The sequence below is a fragment of the Ensifer adhaerens genome, assembly GCF_013283195.1.
Lineage (GTDB): Bacteria > Pseudomonadota > Alphaproteobacteria > Rhizobiales > Rhizobiaceae > Ensifer > Ensifer adhaerens_G.
Window position 1 is genome coordinate 54,092 of sequence record NZ_JABEKT010000003.1, and the last position, 15,825, is coordinate 69,916.

Consider the following 15,825-nt stretch of genomic DNA (forward strand, 5'->3'; position numbering starts at 1 on the left):
ATTCCCCTTTTTGTTGCTGTTTGGAGCTGGTCTTGTGCGCCTTCGTCAGGCCGCCTTGCCGAAGCCGCCACCGCCGCCGGTCATGATCGACAGCCGATCACCCGCCGCGAGCAGGATTCCATTGGCTTTGAGAAGATCGTCCCTGTTGACGCTGCCGGCTATTTCGACGCGCGGCGGAAGACCGGGCTCGCCGCCCATCAATCCCCAGGCTGGCGTTATCGACCGGTCCAGCCAAAGATAGAGCTGCGTCGGCGCGTCGAAACGATACCGCCGGACGATACCGCAGCCACCGCGGTTCTGGCCGGCCCCACCTGAACCCACGCGAATGGCGTATTCGGTGACGGTCACCGGATAGCGCGCTTCCAGCGCCTCGACGGGCGTGTTGCGGAAGCTGCCGTTGAGCACGTTGATGATGCCATCGGCGCCGTCGGCGTTGGCCGACGCCCCCCAACCACCGGCATGAGCCTCCACGCACATGTAGGATTGGTTGGGATCGTGCGGGTCCTGACCGGCGAAGTAGGTGATCATCGAGTCCCCGAACTGCGCAGCGGTAACGCGATCGGGCAGCACGGAGGAAAACGCGCTGATGAAGAGGTCGATCAAAAGACCGAACGACGAGTAGTACCAGGCACAAGCCGCCGGCTCGAGAGCGTCATGCAGCGAACCGGGCCGAGTAATGATCTCGATGTTGCGGAAACATCCACCATCAAAGGAACGCTCGGGCGCCAAGAGCATCTTGTAGGCTACCCGCAGTGCGGCGACCGTCTGGGCGCGACCGCAGTTGATTGGCCCTCTCGTCGCATCGGGGCTTTCGCTTAGATCGACAACCAGCCGCTCACCCTTCACATGGACCTTGATTGCGATCGGAACCGGCTGTCCGAGCGCGATGGCATCATTGTCCAGATATCCTTTGCCTTCGTAAGTTCCGTCAGGAATTGCCGCGACCGATTGGCGATCTGCCATTTCGCTTTGCCGGAAGATTTCATCGCGGCAAGCCTCGATGGTGGCGAGACCGAAGCGGTTGACGATCTCCAGCATGCGCCGCTGACCTGTCCTGCAAGCGGCGATCATGGCGTTGATGTCGCCGACGATCAGGTCCTTGCTGCGGCTGTTCCGGCGAATGATGTCGATGATGTCTTCGACCGGTCCATGCTTGTTGCCGATCTTTACCGGGCCGAAGCGTATGCCTTCCTGATAGACCTCGGTGGTCTCGGTTCCGCCGCCAGGATCGCGCCCACCGACATCGGTGACGTCGGCGCGCGCGGCAACATAGCCAACCAACTCCCCTTCTAGAAAAAGCGGCGCAAACATCGTCACGTCAGTGAGATGCGTCCCCTGGATGTAGGGGTCGTTGAAGAAGACGATATCGCCCTCCTGCAGCCAAACTTTCCCGCCGCGCAATCGCACGGCTTCCTTTACGGCCTGATCGAGGCTGCCGAGGAAGAGCGGCAGGCCGCTCGACTGACCAAGAACGTCCGCATTGCGGTCGAGCAGCGCGACGGCCGCGTCGCCATTTTCATAGATCAACGGCTGAAAGGCAGATCGCACCAAGGTCGCCAGCATGTCGTCAGCTGCGGACAGAAAGAGGTTTCGAACGATCTCTGTGGTAACGACGTCGACGGTCATGGGTTGATCTTCCTGAGGATTAGAGTTCCGAACTGTTGTTGGCGCGCGGCCCATCCAGGCGGCACCAGCGTGGTCGAACCATCTTCCAGAATGATCGCTGGGCCGGTGATGACGTCCTGGCGATCGAGGCTTTCGCGGTGGACAATGCGTGCTTCGTGGCGCTTGCCATCGATGGTAACGGTCCGCTTCGTCTCGGCTCGTTCTTCAGCCGACGTGTACCGGTCGACAAAATCGGCGCCGATCTTTCCGGTCGCTGCAAGCCGCATCTGGACGAGCTCGACCGGCGCGCCCGGCATCGAGTGCCCAAAGCGCTGACGGTAGGTATCGTGAAACGCCTGCAACAGGCTTTCGGGATCAACCATCTGCACGGAAACCGGATGGGCCTGGCCGGCGTAGCGCATCTCCACCGTTGCGGAGTAGCCGGATGCAGTTTCCTCTACACCTTCCTCCTTTAGAAGCCTGGCGCCCTGTTCACGAAGCAGCGCATGTGTCTGCTCAAGGAGTGACCCGGCATCCGGGTTGTGGGCGAGACCACTCAGCGGTGCAGAAACGTCATGCCGAATGTCGGCATGCAGCATGCCCCAGGCCGACAGCACGCCGGTGCCGAAGGGAACAATGACCTCCGAAATGCCGAGTTCCTCAGCCAGAGCGGCGCCGTGCAGCGGACCTGCCCCGCCAAAGGCGAGCAGCGAAAAATCGCGAGGGTCGATACCGCGACGCATGGTCAGCGTCCGGATGGCATTGGCCATCATCGCGTTCGCCACAGCGAGCACGCCCGCGGCGGCGGCGTCAACGTCGATACTCAATTCACGGGCAAGCGACCCCATCGCCTCCTTGGCTGCGCCAACATCGAGGTTCATCCGGCCGCCAAGGAACCAGTCTGGATCGATCCGCCCCAAGAGAAGCTGCGCGTCTGTTACGGTCGGTTGCGTTCCGCCGAGCCCGTAGCAGGCTGGACCAGGATTGGCGCCGGCGCTCAACGGTCCGACACGCAATCCGCCAGCTTCCGCACGGGCGATCGATCCACCTCCCGCACCGATCGTGTGCAATTCCACCACCGGCATCTTCATCACGTTGTCGGCGATGTCGCCTTCCGCGGACAAGGTCATTCGCCCGCCGATCACCAGGCTCACATCCGAGGACGTACCGCCCATATCGATTGCGATGATATTCGGCCGGTTCAACGATCTTGAGATGGTCTCGGCGGCGACCACACCGCCCGCGGGGCCTGACAGAATGGTTTGAATGGGCTGGCGCGCAACAAGTTCGGCCGAGCAAATACCGCCGCTTGAGCGCATCACGTGCAAGGGCGCAGTGCATTCCCGTGCACCAAGCTCCCGCACGAGTGCAGCGAGATAGGTTTCGACCGTGCGGGCGACATAGCCCGTTGCTACCGTCGTCGATGTCCGCTCGAATTCTCCCTGTTCCGGCGCTATGACATGCGAGAGCATCACGGAGGTCTGCGGGAAGCGCTTCTGAAGCAGCGCCTTGAACTCGAGTTCGTGTGCAGGGTTCTTGTGGGCGTGCAGGAAACACACGGCGACGCTGCGCACGCCTTCGGCGCTCAGCCAACTGGCGATCTTTTCGACGTCCGCCTCATCAAGCCGTGTTTCAACCGAGCCATCGTGACGGATACGTTCGCGAACCGTGTGAATGTCCTGCGGGTGAACCAACGGGTCCGGTTTCTTGGGCTTGAGGCTCCAGATATCCTTGTTTCCGGCCCGCCCGAGCGACAACACATCGTGGAAGCCTTCGGTCGTCACCAGCGCGATACGCTCGCCGGTGCGGGACAGGATGGCGTTCAATCCTGCCGTCGTGCCGTGGACGAGAAAATCGATGTCCCTCGCGACACCAAGTTCATCGAGTCCTCGCAGCATTCCCTTTGCGGGCTCACGCGGGGTGCTGAGCACCTTATATGTTCTGGTCGTTTTCGCGTGGGTATCCATGATGACGATGTCGGTGAACGTTCCTCCGATATCGACCCCGACACGCAGATGGGGCAAACTCATTTCTTCCTCCAGTTCTATAGATATTCAAAGCGCTGCGCTTACTGGCGGCGACCACCGGTTAGCGCGATACGGATGTGTTCTGGTGATTGGCGCAGCGTGCGACCAGGTAGAGTCTTGCCGGTCCCACCGCTTCGCCATGTTCGGCGAGCAGGGGCTGCATCTGCACGCCGTCCTCGTGGCGTCCAGGAGAGCTGAGCCATATCTGGTAGCTCTCGATAGACGCCCAGAGAGCGGTGACGAGCACCTCCTCGCCGCCAGGCAGAAGATTCTGAACCTCGACGCCGAGACAGCCCGGTGACGCCAAGGCCCGCTCTGGAATTTTTCGAGTCTCGAAAAACTGGACTAAGTCTTGGCTATGGCCTGGCTTTGGCCTCAAACTCAGCACACTTCTGATCATGAGCCTCTCACTGTCAGTTTGGGTTGGCGCTGGCGCAAACCGGTTGGACCCACTCGCCTGCCTTCTTGAGCCAACGAGGGATCGTCTTCCGTCGGTGGATACCGGCGGATAGGGCGACTACTTTGGATCTGAATTGTCTAATTTCGCGCGCGCTTACTCAGTGAGCGCAAAGGTGTCCGCCGGAGATCAGTCGGTGCCTTCCGCACCGTCTCCGAAATACTCCATCGTGCAAGTATGGAGCATCACCGCGACGCGGTCCGTATGATTCCAGGTCGTGTGCGTTCGCGTCGACGCATAGTGCAGGGAGTCACCCTGCTCCAACACATACACGGCTCCCTCCACTTCGACCGTCAGCGCCCCCTCGACCATGAAGATGAACTCCTCACCTTCGTGGGACATCGGCTCGGTGCGGCGCCCTGGCGGTTCGGTAATAAGCGCACTGCTCAACACACTTCCGGGAAACTTGGTGGAGAGACGCTCGTACGTCGCCGAGTTCGGACCGATCGCATAGGGGACCCGCCTGTTGTGGCGGGTCTCGGCAGAGTTCCCCGTCGGCTGCTCCAGAAACATATTGATGGGGCTATCGAGTGCGCGCGACAACGCGACCAGCGATGTGAGTGACGGCATCGTCATGCCGCGCTCTATCTGGGAAATGAAACTGAAGGAAAGTCCCGACCTCTCGGCAACCTCCTTCAAAGTAAGCTTCAGCTCCTTGCGGCGGCGGCGCAACCGCTCGGTAAGCGGCGTCGCGCCGGAGCCAATCGTCTGGTCCACAATGAATCCCTCCCAGAATTGTGCTGTGACTACAATTTCACGCAATTTGGGGCCGAGGTCAAGAGAAATTGTGATGACACTGCAATTTTCGACGTCATCGCGTGCCAAGAACGATGGCCTTGCCTGTAATCTGTCGCCTTGGAGGGATACGAACTGCGGGCTTTAAACGTGCATACCAAGTAAGCTTTGGATTGATTGCGCGAACTTGTCTTGTCCGGGCGGTCAATCTCGACGCAGGACCGCCAACGCTGCTTGATGAAGCTCCTCATTCGCCGCCATAAGGACGGCGGCATATCGAGACGCGTCGACAAGCTGCTTCCCATCCCAGTCGGTCACGATCCCACCTGCTGCCTCGATGATGGGGAGTTGCGGCAGGATGTCGTAGTCGAAGACGTCGCTTTCGACGAGGAGATCAATGCCACCAAGGGCCAGGAGGCCAGCGGCGTAGCAATCGTGCGAGAAGCGGGTGAAACGGACTTTTGCCGCGAGTGCTGCGAAGCGGCTGTGGCGCGCGTGATCGAACTGTTCGAGTGCAGAGGTGTAGAGGATGGCTTCATCGAGCCGGGTGTTCTCGCTGGTGCGGATCGGCTCCTGGTTGAGCGTCGCGATGATGCCTGTACCGAGCCAGCGCTCGCCCGTGATCGGCTGGTTGATCAGGCCGAGAACAGGTTTGCCCCGATGAAGCAGCGCGATCTGCGTGCCGAAGGCTAGCGAGCCGGAGAGGAAGGACTTCGTCCCATCGATAGGGTCGAGCACCCAGACCCACTCCGCATCGGTCCGGCAGGCGCCGAATTCCTCGCCACGGATACCGTGTTGCGGAAACGCAGCCTCGATCATCCCGCGCATGACCGTTTCGGCATCGCGGTCGGCGATGGTCACCGGGCTGGCATCGGCCTTGGCGTCGATGGCGATCCGCTTGCGGAACCAGGGACGGATCGTTTCAGCGGCGGCATCAGCGATGGCATGGGCCAGGGCGAGAAAGGCCGGAGGGCAGGCATCTGCTTGGGTCATCCTTCTGCCCTTTCGGCTTCGGAGGCGATCTCTTCGAGCATCGCCCTGAGGGTTTCGACTTGTTGATGGGCGGCAGTGGCTTCCTGCCGCAGGCGCGCCGCGAGCTCGCCGCCTCCCAAATCGGTAAAACTGGCAGAGCGGGAAGGAATGAACGGATCGGCCTCCTCCCCCGGGAAACGCAGGGCTGGCGCGAAATAGCCTTCCTCCTCCTCCAGCCCGAAGGAGACAACCTGCGGCCGGTCGTCGCCGAGCAGCAGCAGGTCCACGAGCATCGCCTTGAGCGGCAGATGCCCCTCGTCGGAAAGGCAGGCGAGATGGGCCCAGCCGCCGCGATCCGGTTTTACGAGGCAATCCTTGATATGCACCTCGGTGATATGCGGTGCCTGGAGCGCAAGGGCCGGCATTGGCATTTCGTAGGCGTTGATCATGTTGCCGAAGTCGAACAGCAGGCTCAGGCGCGGATTGTCGACGGCTTCGATGATGCGGACCAGTTCCTCCGATTTGAGGTCTTCATGCTGTTCCAGCGTGTAACGCAACCGGCCTTGCGGATCGAAATCGGCCAGGCGCCTGAGATCGGCGATGGTCCAGGCGATGATCTGCGATACCCGTCCCTCGTAGCGCGGATAGCAGCGCAGGGAGGTAGCCCCTGTGGCAAGCGCAACACGTACCGCATCGGCAAGACCGGCTGCCTCCGTCGTGCTGGTCTCGACATGAAGTTCTAGCCGTCGCGCCTCCACCTGCCCGGCGAAAGCGGTGAGTGCATCGTCACCCATTCGACTGAGGCTGGCCTGTTCGCCATCGTCGACATGCAGTTTGAGGCCGGCCAGACGCTGCGTGGCGGCAAATTCGACAAGATCGCGCGGCGCCATGCCACCGAAACGCATGTTGAGATGAAAGGCATAGGCATGGGCAAAGAGCGGCGCGGCGCGCGCACGAGCGACAAGCTGGATGCGCTTCACCGAAGGCAGCGCGGCCGCCCTTGCGCGCCAATCGGACTGCGGTTCATGAACCCATGGCATTTCCGTCACGATGCCGGTTCCTCCTTGAGGATTACGATGCGCCATCTTTCAGGCGGCGAGCACGAGAAGGTCGCGGTCCGAGATACTAACCTCGACGGGTGCGCCGACGTCCGGCGGCGGCCGGTCGGGCTGGTTGAACGTGTCGAGGGAAATGACCTGGCCGCCGATCGCCACGCGGATACGGATCACCGAACCGAGGAAATGCACTTCGGCGATGCGACCGGAGAGCACGACGTCGTGTCCCTCTGCGCGGCCGAGCGCCACTGTTTCCGGCCGTAGCGCCAGGCTGATGCGCTCGCCGGCGCGGGCAGCCAAGGGGCGGTTCAGCGCGACGGGGACCTCGCCCACCCGCACCCTGCCGCTCGCCGCCTCGACCACGTCGGCATCCACGAGATTGAGTGTGCCGACGAACTCCGCCACGAAACGCGTCGCCGGGCGATTGTAGATTTCGAAGGGCGTGCCGATCTGGTCGGCAATGCCCTGGTGCATGACCACGATGCGATCCGATATGGACAGCGCTTCTTCCTGATCGTGCGTGACGAAAATTGTGGTGATGCCGAGTTCCTGCTGGATGCGGCGGATCTCCTCGCGCAGGCTGACGCGGATCTTTGCGTCGAGTGCCGAGAGCGGTTCGTCGAGCAGCAACACCTGCGGGCGCGGCGCGAGCGCCCGGGCGAGCGCCACGCGCTGCTGCTGGCCGCCGGAGAGCTGGAACGGATAGCGGCTGCCAAGCTGAGGCAGGCCGATCAGCTCCATCATTTCCCCGACACGCCGAGCAATCGCTGCCTTCCCTTCACCGGCCACCCTGAGGCCGAAGCCGATGTTTTCCTCAACCGTCAGGTTGGGGAAAAGCGCATAGGCCTGGAACACCATGCCGATCTTGCGCCGGTTGGCGGGAAAGTTGGTCACATCCCGGCCGCCGATGCGGATCGCGCCCGATGTCGGCGTCTCGAAGCCGGCCACCATGCGCAGCACCGTCGTCTTGCCGCAACCGGAGGGGCCGAGGAACGAGACGAACTCGCCTTTTTCGATGCCGAGGGTGAAGTCTTTTACGACGCGGTGGGCGCCGAAGGATTTTTGCAGGTGGTGAATGTCGAGAAAGGCCATGGTCAGCGTCTCACGGTGGAATATCTGGAAAAGCGGGTGACGAGCTGGATCAGCCCCATGCAGGCCCAGGTGATGGCAAAGGCGACGACGGCGAGCGCCGAGGGCTCATAGGCCCGATTGCCGCCCATCCAGACCATGTAGGGGCCGAAGGAATTGACATTCAGCAGGGCCGCGAAGACGTATTCGCCGATGACGATCGCAAACGTCAGGAACGCACCCGACAGCACCGAGACGAACACATTCGGCAGGATGACGACGGCAAGGACCCGCGCCCAGCCGGCCCCCAGCGACTGTGCCGCCTCTGTGAGGCTGGCGATGTCGATGGTGCGCAGGCCCGTATCCACCGAGCGATACATGTAAGGCAGTGCCAGCGTCGCATAGCCGAAAAGCAAAAGGAGATTGGTGCCCAACCAGGTGCCGGTCAGCGGCAGGACCGAAGAGGTGTTGTAGATGCGGATATATCCGAAGACGATCACGATGGGCGGAATGACCAGCGGCAGGAGCGTGATGAACTCGATGATCGGCCGCAGACCGGGAAGCTTGAGCCTTACGAAATAGGCCGTCGGCACGACAAGGAGGATACCGAGCACGATGGTCAGCAAGGCCAGCAAGACCGAATAGCCGAAGGTCTGCTGGAACTGCGGGTCGGCGAGCACGATCCGGTACGCTTCGAAGCTGTATTCGCCGCGCTTCATGCGCATCGAGAAATCAAACATGCCGGCAAGCGGCAACAGGAAATAGAGACCGCCAAGGGCGACGGCGAGCCAGGAGCAGATGCGTTTTCCCGTCATTTGACCCACCGTTCGGCACGCATGCGCAAGAGGATGTAGATGCCATTGGCGATCGCGGTCAGAAGGATCATCCCAAAGGCGATGGCATAGCCGAGATGCGGATCGTTGAGCACGTCGCCACGGATCTGCGCGAAGAGCACGATCGGCGCGATGGAAAGCGAGGAGCCGGTGAGCGCGATGGCGGTTGCGACCGCTCCAAAGGCATTGGCAAAGAGCAGCGCCAGCGTGCCGAGCAGCGAGGGCCACAACACCGGCAGCGCCACCAGCTGCCAATATTGGGCGCCGGTGGCGCCGAGACTTTCGGCCGCCTCGCGCCATTCGCGGCGCAGGCCCTCCAGCGCAGGCGTGATGATCAGCACCATCAGCGGGATCTGGAAATAGAGATAGGTGAGTGCCAGCCCCAGAAAGGAGACTATGCTGAAGCCGGAGCCGTAGAGATTGATGCCGAACCAGTTGCGCAGCAGCATGGTCACGAAGCCGAGCCGGCCAAGCGTGGCGATGAAGGCAAAGGCGAGCGGCACGCCGGCGAAATTCGATGCGACGCCCGAGAAGGTGAGGATGCTGTTGCGGAGCGAGCGCGGCAGGTCGCCGAGCGTGATCGCGGCAGCGATGAGGAAGCCGAGAAGACAGCCGAGCGCCGCTGTCAGCAGGCTGAGTTCGACAGAAATCCAGAAGGCAGACCGGATGGAAGGTGACAGGAGCTTGCCAAGGTTGTCCAACGTCACCTGTCCTTGCGGATTGCGGAAGGCGCCGATGACGATGTTGAGTGTCGGCAAGATCAGGAACAGCGTGGCGAACAGGAAGAACGGAGCGACTCCGATCCAGCTGAGGAGGTGTCGCGGCCGCAAGGCCGCCGGCAGGATAGCGGCGCTTGTCGTCATCGGATTGTTTCCCGGGTGTATTGTGTCCGAAGGCCCCGCGAGAGGCGCGAAACCTTCGGACGGATGCGGCGTTACTTCACGTTGGCGCCGACCACCTTGTCCCAGCCTTCGACAATGGCGCCCTTGTTGGCGTCCAGCGCCTCGACGCTCGGGAAGACCGCCTTTTCATAGGCTTCAGCCGGCGGCAGCTTGTCGAGCAGGTCCTGCGGGAATTTTCCTGCTTTAAGCATGGCGTTGAAGCGCGCAGGGTGGCAATAGCCCTTCAGCCAGCCGGTCTGGCCTTCATCGGAATAGAGGTATTCCATCCAGAGCTTGGCGGCGTTCGGGTGTGGCGCATAGGCCGAGATCGCCTGGACATAGACGCCGGCGACGACGCCCGTCGTCGGCACGATGACATCCATCGGCGGGTTGCCGTTGAGCGCATCGCGCCAGGCGAGCAGGTTGTAATCCCAGGCGGCGATGATCGGCGTTTGGCCCTGTGCGATGGTGCCGGCCTTGCCAAGCACAGGCACGAAGTTGCCGGCCTTGTTCAGTTCCGCGAAGAGTTCCAGGCCCTTGGCTCCGGATTGGGCGCCCGGCTCCGCGCCGCGCGAAATGCCCGCCGACATCAACGCCAGGATCGCCTGGGCAGATGAACGCGGATCGCCCGTGAGCGCGACGGAGCCGGAGTATTCCGCCTTGGTCAGGTCGGACCAGTCGGCCGGCGGAGTCTGGACCAGGTCCTTGTTGATGCCGAAGGCCATGACACCATAGTAGTCGCCATACCAGTAGCCGTCCGCATCCTTGATATTGTCCGGGATTTCGTCCCAGGTTGCCACCTTGTAGGGCTGCAACAGGCCTTCTTTCGTGGCCGCGGGCGCAAAGGCGAGGCCGAGATCGACGACGTCAGGCGCCTGCGAACCCGTATTGCCCTTGTTGGAGCGGATGGCCTCCAGTTCGTCGGCCGTGCCGGCATCCGGGTTGAGTTCGTTGACGGTGATGCCGGGATACTTTGCCTTGAAGCCTTCGATGACCCCGCCGTAATTGCACCAGTCATGCGGCAGGGCGATGACTGTGAGCATGCCTTCCTTCGTGGCGGCATCGACGAGGGCCTGCGGCGCCTCCGCACGGGCAAGGCCCGGCAGCGCGGCGGCGATGGCAAGCGTGGAAACGAAGGCCGAGCGGGCGGCGTAAGATAGGCGCGTCTTCATGAAGTCCTCCTGTTTGCCGTCCGTGACGGCCGTTGAGCGTTGGCTTGCAGTCGTTAATCGGCAGTCGGCCGCGATCGGGTTCGCTGCATTCCGGTTCCCCCGCACTCTGTCTGCATCCTCAGGGGCGGCATCGGTGCGTTTCGTGTAGGCGGAGCATGTAACAATTGGACAACAATCAAACGTCCATTATCATGCATTCGACTGTACCAATTTCGGAGACAAGCCTTGGCCAAACAGCTCGAGGGCCCTATCCTGCCCTTCCTTCGCCTGGACGCGGGCATCGCCTTGCCAAAATTCCGACAGGTGCAGGACCAATTGCGCATGGCGATCCTGCAGGGGCACTTGCGTGCCGGCACGCGATTGCCGGCAAGCCGCATTCTTGCAGAAGAGCTGGGCCTGTCGCGCCAGACCCTCGTACGCGTGCTGGAAAATCTGAAAGCGGAGGGCTATCTGGAGGCGCGGCAGGGAGCGGGCACCTTTGTTTCGGCTGCCCTTCCTCTTCGGCCGAAACCGGCACGGTCGGCGCAGGCAGATGGCGATGCATCGCCCAGGCTGTCGCGGATCGGCGCCTTGTCGCGCGGGGTTTCGGCGGAAATCGGCCGCGTGCAACCAAAACCCTTCCTGCCCAACCAGCCGGCGCTCGACCAGTTTCCTTTCGCCATCTGGCGCAAATGCTGGAACGCCGCGGCCCGCGGCGGCCGGGTGGGCATGGGCTACGGTGATGTCGCGGGAGAGCTGGTTCTGCGCCAGCGGATCGCAGAATACCTCGCCTTGCACCGGCGCGATCCTTGCGATCCCGAGCAGATCGTCATTACGCCAGGCGGACATGCCGCCTTCACGCTCGCCGCACTGGCACTGGCCGATCCGGGTGACGGTGTCTGGTTCGAAGACCCCGGCCCCGTCACTACCTCTCACCTGTTCCGCACGCTGGGCCTCAATCTCTGCCTTGCCGATGTCGATGCGGACGGCATGGACGTCGCGGGCGCCATGGCGCGTCATCCGGATGCGCGGCTCGCCTTCGTCATGCCGTCGCGTCATCATCCCCTCGGCGTGACGCTCTCCCTGCCGCGTCGACTTGCCCTTCTCGAATGGGCGCGGGCGAACGACAGCTGGATCATCGAGGACGACTATGACAGCGAGTTTCGCTACGACGGGGCGCCCCTCCCCTCAATACGCTCCATCGACAGTCATGGCAGGGTGATCTACGCGGGCAGCTTCAGCAAGGCGCTCTATCCCGGCATCCGCATTGGCTATCTCGTGCTGCCGCAGCCACTCGTCGGCACCTTCCGCAATCTTTCGGGCCTGATCCATCGCAGCGTGCCGGTTGAAGCGCAGCTCGCGCTTGCCGAATTTATCGGTGGTGGGCATTTCGCCAGCCACCTACGGCGCATGCGCAGCCTCTATGGCGAGCGGCGCAGCGCCTTTATCGAGGCGGGACAGTCCGCTCTTGCCGGGCTCGCCCAGATCGACTGTTCCGAAAGCGGTCTCAACGCGCTGGCGTGGCTTGCGAACGGGCGCGAAGACCGGGCAGTCCAGCGCGATGTGCTGGAGACCGGCCTGCAATGCTACCCGCTCTCCGACTATGCCATTGCGACCCGAAGGCCTGGCGCACTCATCCTCGGCTATGCCGGCGTGCCGGCGGAGCGTATGCGGTCCTATCTCGGCCGCTTCGCCGAGGCGCTGTCCCGGCCGTGACGCGGGCGACGTCGCGGCAAAGGGCGCCCGCCGGTAAGGCGGGCCAGTATCCCGCGAACAAGCGCCTCTATGACAAGCGCCCATTTGCGCGGCTCTTCGGGATCATCAGGATCCCGACGGGCAACAACATGACCGATGCCGCGCAACATCGCGGTCGCCTCACTGCCCGACGGCACGCAGCGGCTTGCCGCTGCGTTGGGAGACGCCGACACCGGGCGCCATGCCGACCTGTGCATTGGAGGCAGCAAGCAGCGGCTTGCCGCGCACCATGTCCGAGCCACGCTCGGCGAGCATGATCGTCGGCGCATTGAGGTTGGCGTTGGGCTCTGCCGGGAAGACGGAGCTGTCGATGACCCGCAGGCCGCCAATGCCGCGCACCCGTAGTTCGCTGTCGACGACGGCCATCTCGTCCTCACCCATGCGGCAGGAGCCACAGGGGTGGTAGGTGCTTTCCATGGTCTCGCGCACCCAGGCGTCGATCTCGTCATTCGTGCGAACATTCGTCCCGGGGGCGATTTCTTCGCCGCGGAAGCGGTCAAAGGCCGGCTGGGCGATGATCTCCCGCGTCAGTCGCAAGCAGCGGCGGAAACCTTCCCGGTCCTCCTCGCGGTCAAGATAGTTGAAGAGGATATCCGGCTGCTCGTGCGCCTCCGGCGAGCGCAGCCGCACATGACCGCGGCTCTTCGGCTTGTTCGGTCCGGTCAGCACCATGAACCCGTGACCGTCGAGCGGTTTCTTGCCGTCGTAGCGCATGGCGGCGGGCAGGAAATGGAACTGTATATCCGGCCATTGCAGCGACGCATCGGAACGGATGAAGCCGCCGCTCTCGAAATGGTTGGAGACCGACAGACCCTTCTTGAACAGCAGCCACTCGGCGCCGATCAGGGCGCGGCTGAGGAGACCCATCTTGCCGTTGAGCGTGATCGGCTCCTTGCAGGCGTACTGGATGTAGACTTCGGAGTGGTCCTGCAGATTCTCGCCGACGCCCGGCAGATCATGCAGCAGCTCGACGCCCGCCTTTTGCAGCACCGCAGCCGGGCCGATGCCGGAGCGTTGCAGCAGGTGCGGCGAGCCGATCGGGCCGGAGGATATCAGCACCTCCCGGCTCGCCTTCGCCACGACGCGCTGCCCGCCGAGTTCGTACTCGACGCCGATGGCGCGTTTGCCTTCCAGCAGCACGCGCCGCGTCATGGCATGGGTGACGACGGTGAGGTTCGGCCGGCTCATCGCCGGCTTCAGATAGGCATTGGCCGTCGACCAGCGCACGCCGTCCTTGACCGTCATGTGCATGGGGCCGAAGCCTTCCTGCATATGGCCGTTCGGATCCTGCGTCGTGATGTAGCCCGCTTCGTGGCCCGCATCGACGAAGGCCTTGTAGAGCGGGTTCTTCATCCTGTTGCCGGCGTTCGTGGCGAGCGGGCCGGAAGCGCCGCGATAGGCGTCGCCCCCGTCCTGCCAGTTTTCGGCGCGCTGGAAATAGGGCAGGCAATTGGCATAGCGCCAGCCACGTGCGCCCAACTCCTCCCACTCATCAAAATCGCGGGCGTGGCCGCGCATGTAGACGAGCCCGTTGATCGAGGAGGAACCGCCGATGACTTTCCCGCGCGGGCAATGGACCCGGCGACCGTCAAGACCGGGCTCCGGCAGCGTCATGTATTTCCAGTTGTACTTGGTGCCGTTCATCGGAATGGACAGCGCCGTTGGCATCTGGATGAAGATCGACTTGTCGCTGCCGCCATATTCGAGAACCAGAACCTTCGTGGCCGGATCTTCCGAAAGGCGATTGGCGAGCACGCAGCCGGCCGATCCGGCGCCGATGATGATGAAGTCGTAGGTCTCGTTCATGGCTGATATCCCGATGTTACGGATAGAGGCCCCAGCCGCGCCCGCGGGCGAGGAGCCGGGTCAGGACATAGTGCACCGCGCCGGCTGCAAGGCAGGAAGGCACGGAGGCGGTGAGGTATTTGAAGACAGGAAGGCTTTCGAGCGTCTGTGGATTGAACACGAGCACGTAGACGCCGAAACCGACGGCAAGTGCAAAGAGGCCGATGGGATTGAAGCCGCCCCAGAAGCGATAGGGACCCTTCTCCTGCGGTCCATGCAGGCTGCGCATGTCGAGCTTCTGGCCGCGCAGGAAGAAGTAATCGGCGATGCCGATGCCGGCGAGCGCAGAGTTGAGGGCCGAGGTCCAGACGAGGAAGATGAAGAAGCCGTCGTACATCTGCGGATAGAAGACCACCAGGCCGAGCGGAATGACGCAGAAGAGAAAGAGGATCGCGCCCCACGAGATGGCCCGCACGGTGGCCGTTCCGACCTGGCGAAGTCCGACGATGGACGTGTAGAGAATGTTCGCCATCGAGGTCATGTTGGCGAAGGCGACGAACAGCAGGGCGATGATGCCGATGATCGGGCCAGCAATCTTGGTCATCCAGATCGTCGGGTCGCTGTCGCCGAGGGCGACGGCTGCGAGAAGACCAACGATTTCGCCGAGTGCGGCGGCACCAAAGATGCCGAGGATGTTCGGCCAGAAGGCGGTGCGTTCGTTCTTGGTGAGGCGGGCGAGATTGCCGATATAGGGCCACCAGGAGAAGCCGGCGGCGAGGTTCACCTCGACGGCGATCATGAAGTTGAGCGTGTTGTCTTCGAAGGGTGGCGAGAGCGCCGGCATCGCCAGCAGTTCCGCGAAGGAACGATGCTGAAGAATGAGGTAGAGCATCACGATCATCAGGATCACCAGGGCGGGCGAGACGACCATGTTGAAGAACTTGATCGAGGTCGGCCCCCTGGCGACGATGAACCAGGTGACGAGGATGGCGCCCACGGCGGCGATGATCATCTTGATGCCGGTGGGATTGGCAGCCTCGCCGGAGCTCAGCGCCGTCAACCCGTCGATCGAGCGGCCGAACATCATGGCCAGCACCGCGAGCCAGCCCATGGTCAGCACCACGACGGCCAGCACGTAGACGACGCGGCTGCCGTTGTAACCGAACTGGCTGCGCAGTGCGACGAACTGCTCGATGCCGTAGCGGCCGGAAAGCGGCGTCGTGGCCAGCGCCGTCAGCATGACCCCGACGATGTTGCCGATGATGATGGCGGCGATGCCCTCCTTCGGTCCGACGAACAGACCGACGGAGCCGCCGATCAGGAAGGCCCAGGTGGCGATGGCGAGCGCGGAATTGGCGTAGGTGAACTCCCAGAAACCCCAGAGCCTTTCCGACGGCAGCAGCGGTGCATCGCCGCGTTCGGCGGCGGCACGGTTGGCGGAGGCTTCCTCCCGGAGGATTTCTGCGGCGGCAAGCCCGCCATTGGCGACGTGATCAGTCAT

The 15,825-nt window shown here is 62.8% G+C and carries 13 protein-coding genes; 1 reads left to right on the forward strand and 12 read right to left on the reverse strand.

Annotated features, from left to right (window positions below):
• Positions 1–45: 45 nt before the first annotated feature.
• The 10 genes from LPJGGPFB_RS23260 to LPJGGPFB_RS23305 form a co-directional block, all read right to left on the reverse strand.
• A complete protein-coding gene (locus LPJGGPFB_RS23260; RefSeq protein WP_173422351.1) occupies positions 46–1,626 on the reverse strand; it encodes a hydantoinase B/oxoprolinase family protein in 1,581 nt (526 codons plus the stop codon).
• Positions 1,623–3,635 carry a hydantoinase/oxoprolinase family protein gene (locus LPJGGPFB_RS23265; RefSeq protein WP_173422352.1) on the reverse strand — a complete coding sequence of 671 codons (2,013 nt, stop codon included), beginning with the start codon at positions 3,633–3,635 and terminating at the stop codon, positions 1,623–1,625. Before LPJGGPFB_RS23265 ends, LPJGGPFB_RS23260 begins: the two co-directional genes overlap by 4 nt.
• A 58-nt stretch (positions 3,636–3,693) precedes the next feature.
• A complete protein-coding gene (locus LPJGGPFB_RS23270) occupies positions 3,694–4,032 on the reverse strand; it encodes an antibiotic biosynthesis monooxygenase family protein (RefSeq protein ID WP_173422353.1) in 339 nt (112 codons plus the stop codon).
• 186 nt (positions 4,033–4,218) lie between these two features.
• Complete coding sequence (locus tag LPJGGPFB_RS23275) at positions 4,219–4,914, reverse strand: helix-turn-helix domain-containing protein (protein ID WP_173422354.1); 696 nt, start codon at positions 4,912–4,914, stop codon at positions 4,219–4,221.
• 114 nt (positions 4,915–5,028) lie between these two features.
• Positions 5,029–5,817, reverse strand: a complete 789-nt coding sequence (locus LPJGGPFB_RS23280; protein WP_173422355.1) for an inositol monophosphatase family protein — start codon at positions 5,815–5,817, stop codon at positions 5,029–5,031.
• A complete protein-coding gene (locus LPJGGPFB_RS23285) occupies positions 5,814–6,836 on the reverse strand; it encodes a sugar phosphate isomerase/epimerase family protein (RefSeq protein WP_173422884.1) in 1,023 nt (340 codons plus the stop codon). The genes LPJGGPFB_RS23280 and LPJGGPFB_RS23285 overlap by 4 nt, the downstream gene beginning before the upstream one ends.
• Positions 6,837–6,884: 48 nt before the next feature.
• Positions 6,885–7,943 (reverse strand): ABC transporter ATP-binding protein, encoded by a 1,059-nt coding sequence (locus LPJGGPFB_RS23290; RefSeq protein WP_173422356.1) that lies wholly within the window; start codon positions 7,941–7,943, stop codon positions 6,885–6,887.
• 2 nt (positions 7,944–7,945) lie between these two features.
• Complete coding sequence (locus LPJGGPFB_RS23295) at positions 7,946–8,734, reverse strand: ABC transporter permease (RefSeq protein WP_173422357.1); 789 nt, start codon at positions 8,732–8,734, stop codon at positions 7,946–7,948.
• Positions 8,731–9,615 carry an ABC transporter permease gene (locus LPJGGPFB_RS23300; RefSeq protein ID WP_173422358.1) on the reverse strand — a complete coding sequence of 295 codons (885 nt, stop codon included), beginning with the start codon at positions 9,613–9,615 and terminating at the stop codon, positions 8,731–8,733. The genes LPJGGPFB_RS23295 and LPJGGPFB_RS23300 overlap by 4 nt, the downstream gene beginning before the upstream one ends.
• 71 nt (positions 9,616–9,686) lie before the next feature.
• A complete protein-coding gene (locus tag LPJGGPFB_RS23305; RefSeq protein WP_173422359.1) occupies positions 9,687–10,805 on the reverse strand; it encodes an ABC transporter substrate-binding protein in 1,119 nt (372 codons plus the stop codon).
• Between the two features lie 225 nt (positions 10,806–11,030).
• On the opposite strand from LPJGGPFB_RS23305, the gene pdxR reads away from it, so the two are divergent.
• On the forward strand, positions 11,031–12,500 hold the full coding sequence (pdxR, locus tag LPJGGPFB_RS23310) for a MocR-like pyridoxine biosynthesis transcription factor PdxR (protein WP_173422360.1): 1,470 nt from the start codon (positions 11,031–11,033) through the stop codon (positions 12,498–12,500).
• 159 nt (positions 12,501–12,659) lie between these two features.
• Here the strand turns inward: pdxR and betA are convergent, their stop codons facing one another.
• Positions 12,660–14,345 (reverse strand): choline dehydrogenase, encoded by a 1,686-nt coding sequence (betA, locus tag LPJGGPFB_RS23315; protein ID WP_173422361.1) that lies wholly within the window; start codon positions 14,343–14,345, stop codon positions 12,660–12,662.
• A gap of 16 nt (positions 14,346–14,361) precedes the next feature.
• The gene (locus LPJGGPFB_RS23320) at positions 14,362–15,825 is read right to left on the reverse strand and encodes a cytosine permease (protein ID WP_173422362.1); all 1,464 of its coding nucleotides are present in this window, start codon (positions 15,823–15,825) and stop codon (positions 14,362–14,364) included.

Coding starts and splice junctions, on each gene's coding strand:
- LPJGGPFB_RS23260 (WP_173422351.1), bottom strand. CDS start 1,626: ATGACCGTCGACGTCGTTACCACAGAGATCGTTCGAAACCTCTTTCTG.
- LPJGGPFB_RS23265 (WP_173422352.1), bottom strand. CDS start 3,635: ATGAGTTTGCCCCATCTGCGTGTCGGGGTCGATATCGGAGGAACGTTC.
- LPJGGPFB_RS23270 (WP_173422353.1), bottom strand. CDS start 4,032: ATGATCAGAAGTGTGCTGAGTTTGAGGCCAAAGCCAGGCCATAGCCAA.
- LPJGGPFB_RS23280 (WP_173422355.1), bottom strand. CDS start 5,817: ATGACCCAAGCAGATGCCTGCCCTCCGGCCTTTCTCGCCCTGGCCCAT.
- LPJGGPFB_RS23285 (WP_173422884.1), bottom strand. CDS start 6,836: ATGCCATGGGTTCATGAACCGCAGTCCGATTGGCGCGCAAGGGCGGCC.
- LPJGGPFB_RS23290 (WP_173422356.1), bottom strand. CDS start 7,943: ATGGCCTTTCTCGACATTCACCACCTGCAAAAATCCTTCGGCGCCCAC.
- LPJGGPFB_RS23295 (WP_173422357.1), bottom strand. CDS start 8,734: ATGACGGGAAAACGCATCTGCTCCTGGCTCGCCGTCGCCCTTGGCGGT.
- LPJGGPFB_RS23300 (WP_173422358.1), bottom strand. CDS start 9,615: ATGACGACAAGCGCCGCTATCCTGCCGGCGGCCTTGCGGCCGCGACAC.
- LPJGGPFB_RS23305 (WP_173422359.1), bottom strand. CDS start 10,805: ATGAAGACGCGCCTATCTTACGCCGCCCGCTCGGCCTTCGTTTCCACG.
- betA (WP_173422361.1), bottom strand. CDS start 14,345: ATGAACGAGACCTACGACTTCATCATCATCGGCGCCGGATCGGCCGGC.
- LPJGGPFB_RS23320 (WP_173422362.1), bottom strand. CDS start 15,825: ATGACTGATCACGTCGCCAATGGCGGGCTTGCCGCCGCAGAAATCCTC.